Consider the following 5,332-nt stretch of genomic DNA (forward strand, 5'->3'; position numbering starts at 1 on the left):
GTATACTCCCCGCTTATGTCGGCACAACATTTCCTGTGTAGCTATTTTCGCACCCGAGACAAAGGAAGCGCTCGGTTTAAAATAAGGTGCTAACCCACCAAGCAATAAGTACCAATGCAGTTAAACCCACAATCGCTTTAATTTTATGTTTTTCAATGACTTTTTGCGCTTGATTACCAGCATAATAAACCACTAAAGCTAAACCAAAGTAACGAATAGATCGGGCTATTGTGGTCGCCAGTAAAAATAGCGCCAAAGAGTATTTAGTGGCGCCTGCTGCGAGCATTGCGACTTGAAAAGGAATAGGCACAATTCCCAAAGTCATTACAAACCAAAACCCTTGCGCCTGCATTTTTTGTTTCACTTGCTCAAACTGTTCAGGGTTTGAAAAGGCATTAATAGCCCAATCACCCATAGCATCAAATAAGTAATAGCCAAGCCCATAACCCACCAATGCACCAACAATACATCCCAATGTAGCCATAAATGCAATCAGCCAAAGCTTTTCTCGTCTTGCTTGCATTAGCGGCACCATCACAGCTTCCAAAGGAATAGGGACTATGGTTGATTCTAAAAACGACGCCACAGTAATGCTTTTTAGCATGTGTTTTGAATCGACAAACTGACGCGTTCTTTCTTTAAGGCTTTGCATTACACTCATAAATAACTTCCGCATACTATTATACTAGCACTGTAATATAGTTATGATTAACCTGCACTTATCAAACAATAGCGATTTAGCGCTATAGATTTCAGTGCTCCACTAGCGCTTAACTCCTCACATCGCAAATACATAAAAGCGACGGTAAGTATGGGTATAATTAAAACAAAATAAGATGAAGATGAGCCACCAAAACAAACTACACAGCAGATTAAGAATAATTTATACGTAACAACTAATACAGATCGAAATACGGTTTTAGCAGCCTATTAATAATATTTCTCACAGTTAAGCATCTTGATCTTTACACATTAAATCAGCCATGCGTTTATTTAACTCATCTTCACTAACATCTTCTTTATGAGTGCCAATAGTCCATACATGGCCAAATGGGTCTTGTAATGAGCCAGCTCTATCACCATAGAATTGGTCATGTATGGGGCGTATTTCTGTTGCACCTAACTCAAGCGCTTTGGCAAAGACCGCATCAACATCTTCAACATACAGCATAATACTCACTGGCGTACCACCAAGCTCATCGGGGCTTTTAAAATTTACATCAGGGCACATATCAGAGAGCATAATATTCGAATCACCTATTTGTATTTCCGCGTGAGCCACTCCGCCATCAGGCAACGGCATTTGCATTATTAGCTCTGCATTAAATACTTGCCGATAGTACTCAATTGCTTTAGTTGCACCATTAACAATTAGATAAGGGGTTATTGAGTGATAACCTTTTGGAATAGCTGAAACTGCCATTTTATACTCCCTATTCATTGCATAATAAAATCGAATAAGATCAAATTACTCATTAGTTTACAGACTAGTTTATAGTTAAGTAGATTGAAAATTAAAATCAGCTATACGTTAATACTTCACTTCTAAAAACACAATTCTGTAGATAACCTTAGTATACATTTCAATCAAGCTCAGCTATGTTATTAGTCATCAAAAATAATACTAAAATAGCGGAGTAACCATGAATAAACAGCACACTAACCACATCCCCCAAGAAGCTTTTGATTGGTATGATGCATATGCCCACGGCATGATGGATAGGCGCACCTTTATGAAAAAGCTTGGCGGACTCGCAGCTATTGGCTTTTCAATGTCGATGCTAACCTCGGCATTACTACCAAATTACGCCCTTGCCGAGCAAGTATCATTTAATGATAAAGATATAAAAGCCACCTATGAGACTTTTGACTCACCTAACGGCCATACAACAGGCCAAGGTTATTTAGTTGTCCCATCAAAAGTACAAGACCAATCCCCTGTAGTATTGGTGGTTCACGAAAACCGCGGCTTAAACCCCTACGTAAAGGATGTAGCAAGACGTCTAGCTAAAGCGGGATTTATCGCTTTTGCACCCGATGCACTTTACCCACTAGGAGGCTACCCAGGCAACGATGACGAAGGCAGAGCCATGCAACGCAGTATGGACAAAGAAAAACTTCAAAATGACTTTGTAGCTGCAGCACAATTTTTAAAATCACACCCTAACAGCAGCGGTAAACTTGGTGCTGTGGGCTTTTGTTTTGGTGGCTATATTGTTAACTATTTAGCCGCTGTTGACTCATCATTACTTAGTGCTGGTGTGCCATTTTATGGCACACCAGCCACTGAAGATTTACGTCAAAATATCAAAGCACCTTTACTTATCCAACTAGGTGAATTAGATGAACGCGTTAATGCCACATGGCCTGATTACGAACGTGACTTAAAAGCACAAAATGTAGAATACCAGATGCATATGTACAAAGGAGCTCACCACGGCTTTCATAATGATTCAACTAGTCGTTTTGATGAAAAAAGTGCTGAACTTGCATGGCAACGCACATTATCGTTTTTTAATAACAAACTTGCTTAATTAAAATTAATAGCTGTATTTGCACTATAAACTTATACTTAAGCCAGCTGACTTCCGCTGGCTTAAGTATATAAACATAACTTCCAACAAAACAAACAACAGCTTATTCCTACAAACTTATATAACATAAGCACTTTATGCTTTATTCTAATAGGCAGTTAGAGCCATAATAAAAATTATCTCTGTATGACATCGTTTTTCATTCTAAAATACTTTACCTTTTTCAGCGGTTGCTTAGCCTGCTTTTTTTTACATACCCAATTTTCTGTACCCGCAGTCATAGCATCCTGTTTGGTGGGGCTAATTGGTAGCTTTATACCCTTTCCTAAACGCTATGGTAATCATCCGTATGCAGCGATATACGCGGGAAGCTTTGCGGGGATGTGCTCACAAGGATTAATACAAAGCTATTGGGAGTTAGCCATCATTTCTTTAATTGGCGCTATTTTATATGTCACAACTCGCAAGATGTTTACAGGGTTTGGTGGTAAGTTAGGCAGCATCGCTTTCGTTAGTGTTGCTTTATTTATACTCGCAAAAGGCATTACATTATGAGCATAGCTTCTATTATACTTTCTTTACTTGGTGCCTTTCTAACCTTCTTTTTAGCTAAACATAATCGCCTTGATGCCATCAGAGCATCTGCTCTTTTATCAATTATCGCGTACTTTATTTTATCAATTACAAACTTGAACGCAGAGCTTTATAGCAGCCTTTTTTTTGGTGGCACATTTATCGGCATGAGCGCCCCAAAACGCTTTGGCGTATATACCTTATTTTCTGCCAGTGTTATTTTTTCAGTATTATTTGATAACTTTGTCCCCTTATTTAAAAGCTACGGAGGTGCGTTAGGAGTAAGTGCTTTTTTATCTGTGTGTATTTGCCATATAGCCATATTATTAGGTGCCCCTCGCAGCTCATCTACATACAAAAAATAAACTTTTTATATAAGAAATTTATCGCCTGATACTATAACCCCTATATAATATATACGAAAATCCCCATTTTACTTTAAAAATAAACTTTACCCCCAAGCTCTATATATAACGTCAACTAAACAGTAGAAGGAATTTATTATGAGCAAAACCTTAATTATTGGTGCAAGCGGTCAAATTGGTAAAATGGCCACACAATTATTATTAGAAAAACAGCAGCACGTCGTAGCACTAGTGCGCGATAAAAGTAAATTAAGCGATTTAGACAGCACGTATTTAACCATTGTTGAACAAGATCTTGAAGACGATTTTAGCCAAGCATTTAACGGTTGCGAGCAAGTTATATTTGCTGCCGGTTCTGGTGGTAATACAGGTGATGATAAAACCATGCTGATTGACTTATGGGCAGCAACTAAAGCAGTAAACTATGCAAAAGAGCAAAGTGTTCAACACTTTATTATGGTCAGCTCTATTGGTGCAGATAATCCTGATGTCATAAAAAGTGATTTAAAACCTTATTTAGTTGCAAAGCACATGGCAGACGAGCATTTAATTAATAGCAGTTTAAACTACACTATTGTGCGTCCTGGCACATTAACCAACGATAGCGCTTCAATGCAGGTAACCACAAAGCGCCCTGATGACAAAGACAAGGCTAAAATTAGTCGTGAAAATGTTGCAAACACACTACTTCATGTAGCTACAACATCATTTGATGAAAATAAGATATTTGAGTTATTTGATGGTGATAAAGATATTTCATCGCTTTAAATAAACTAAAATTGTAGTGCAAAATTATTTTGCATTACAATTGTACTACTAAGTAGCTCACTCCATACTCGCTTTTATTGCTGACCTATTAGCTAAGGAAATATTCACAAACGCTTCCACTGTAGGGCTAAGCTGGGTATTTTTGTAATGCAATTGAGTTGGAATAGTCTTGCCTATACCATTTAAATCTAAAAAATGACAGCCATCACTGAACAACTTTCTAATACAGTTAGGAACAATCGCCACCCCTAATCCTGCAGCAACCTCAGTGAGTAATGTTTGCATATACTGAGGTTGGCTAATAATATTAGGTGAAAATCCCGCTTGTTTACATAAAGTAATAATATCGTCAAACAACCCTATTGCTTCCTCACGGTTAAATAAAATATATTTATCGTGATTTAACTGCGATAAATCAATATTATGACTAGTTGCTATAGGATGGTTCTCAGCCACAACCGCAACGAGCTTATCAATGTAAATATCTAGGCTCACAAACTCTTCAGCTAAATGCTCTGGCAACAATCTAGAAATGCCAATATCAATACGATTATTATTAAATGCTGTTATTTGTTCTGAGGCTGTCATTTCGAACAAACTTACATGTACATGTGGGTATTGCTGTTTATATTCTCGCACTAAGTTAGCCATAAAACTTAAGCATGCAGAGCTTAAATAGCCTACTCTTAATGACCCTATTTGGCCACTTTGTGCTTGCTGTACTTGGCTTTTGACCTGTTTGGTCAGTGATAATATATGTTTAGCATCTTTTAATAGTTGTTCTCCAGCACTGGTTATAATGACCTTTCGAGAACTACGGGTAAATAAAGCCACCTCTAAATCCTTTTCCAGCATCGAAATATGGCGACTAATAGCTGGCTGCACAGTATGAAGTTCACGCGCGGCGGCTGAAAAATTTTTATGTGTTGCCACACTCACAAAACTTTTAAGTACTTTTAAATCCATCCAACACCAATACTAATTTGTTATAGATTCTATAAAATAACATCATTTCTATTATAGCTTAATATATTTTATTCTATCGGTATATTTATTGTTTATGAGAAAAAAATGAGTTCAGCGCCTTCTATA

At 37.5% G+C, this 5,332-nt stretch carries 7 protein-coding genes; 4 read left to right on the forward strand and 3 right to left on the reverse strand.

Features of this window, described 5'->3' with window-relative positions:
- Positions 1-76: 76 nt before the first annotated feature.
- Entirely contained in the window at positions 77-676 is a 600-nt protein-coding gene (locus ACT3RM_RS16775) for a YqaA family protein (RefSeq protein ID WP_444511443.1), read from the reverse strand.
- A 273-nt stretch (positions 677-949) separates the two neighbouring features.
- Positions 950-1,423, reverse strand: a complete 474-nt coding sequence (locus tag ACT3RM_RS16780) for a VOC family protein (protein WP_441836528.1) — start codon at positions 1,421-1,423, stop codon at positions 950-952.
- 220 nt (positions 1,424-1,643) lie between these two features.
- Between ACT3RM_RS16780 and ACT3RM_RS16785 the strand changes: the two genes are divergently transcribed.
- From ACT3RM_RS16785 to ACT3RM_RS16800, 4 genes are all read left to right on the forward strand, one after another.
- Positions 1,644-2,534 (forward strand): dienelactone hydrolase family protein, encoded by an 891-nt coding sequence (locus ACT3RM_RS16785; RefSeq protein ID WP_441836529.1) that lies wholly within the window; start codon positions 1,644-1,646, stop codon positions 2,532-2,534.
- Between the two features lie 186 nt (positions 2,535-2,720).
- Positions 2,721-3,089, forward strand: a complete 369-nt coding sequence (locus ACT3RM_RS16790; RefSeq protein ID WP_441836530.1) for a hypothetical protein — start codon at positions 2,721-2,723, stop codon at positions 3,087-3,089.
- Positions 3,086-3,472, forward strand: a complete 387-nt coding sequence (locus ACT3RM_RS16795) for a hypothetical protein (protein WP_441836531.1) — start codon at positions 3,086-3,088, stop codon at positions 3,470-3,472. Before ACT3RM_RS16790 ends, ACT3RM_RS16795 begins: the two co-directional genes overlap by 4 nt.
- A gap of 138 nt (positions 3,473-3,610) precedes the next feature.
- Entirely contained in the window at positions 3,611-4,240 is a 630-nt protein-coding gene (locus ACT3RM_RS16800) for an SDR family oxidoreductase (RefSeq protein WP_441836532.1), read from the forward strand.
- A gap of 57 nt (positions 4,241-4,297) precedes the next feature.
- On the opposite strand, the gene ACT3RM_RS16805 is transcribed toward ACT3RM_RS16800, so the two are convergent.
- Positions 4,298-5,206, reverse strand: coding sequence for a LysR family transcriptional regulator (locus ACT3RM_RS16805; RefSeq protein ID WP_441836533.1), 909 nt, complete (start codon positions 5,204-5,206; stop codon positions 4,298-4,300).
- Positions 5,207-5,332 lie beyond the last annotated feature (126 nt).

Origin of the sequence: Pseudoalteromonas sp. AOP7-A1-14 (assembly GCF_052376275.1) — a bacterium.
In the GTDB taxonomy this organism is placed as follows: Bacteria; Pseudomonadota; Gammaproteobacteria; order Enterobacterales; family Alteromonadaceae; genus Pseudoalteromonas.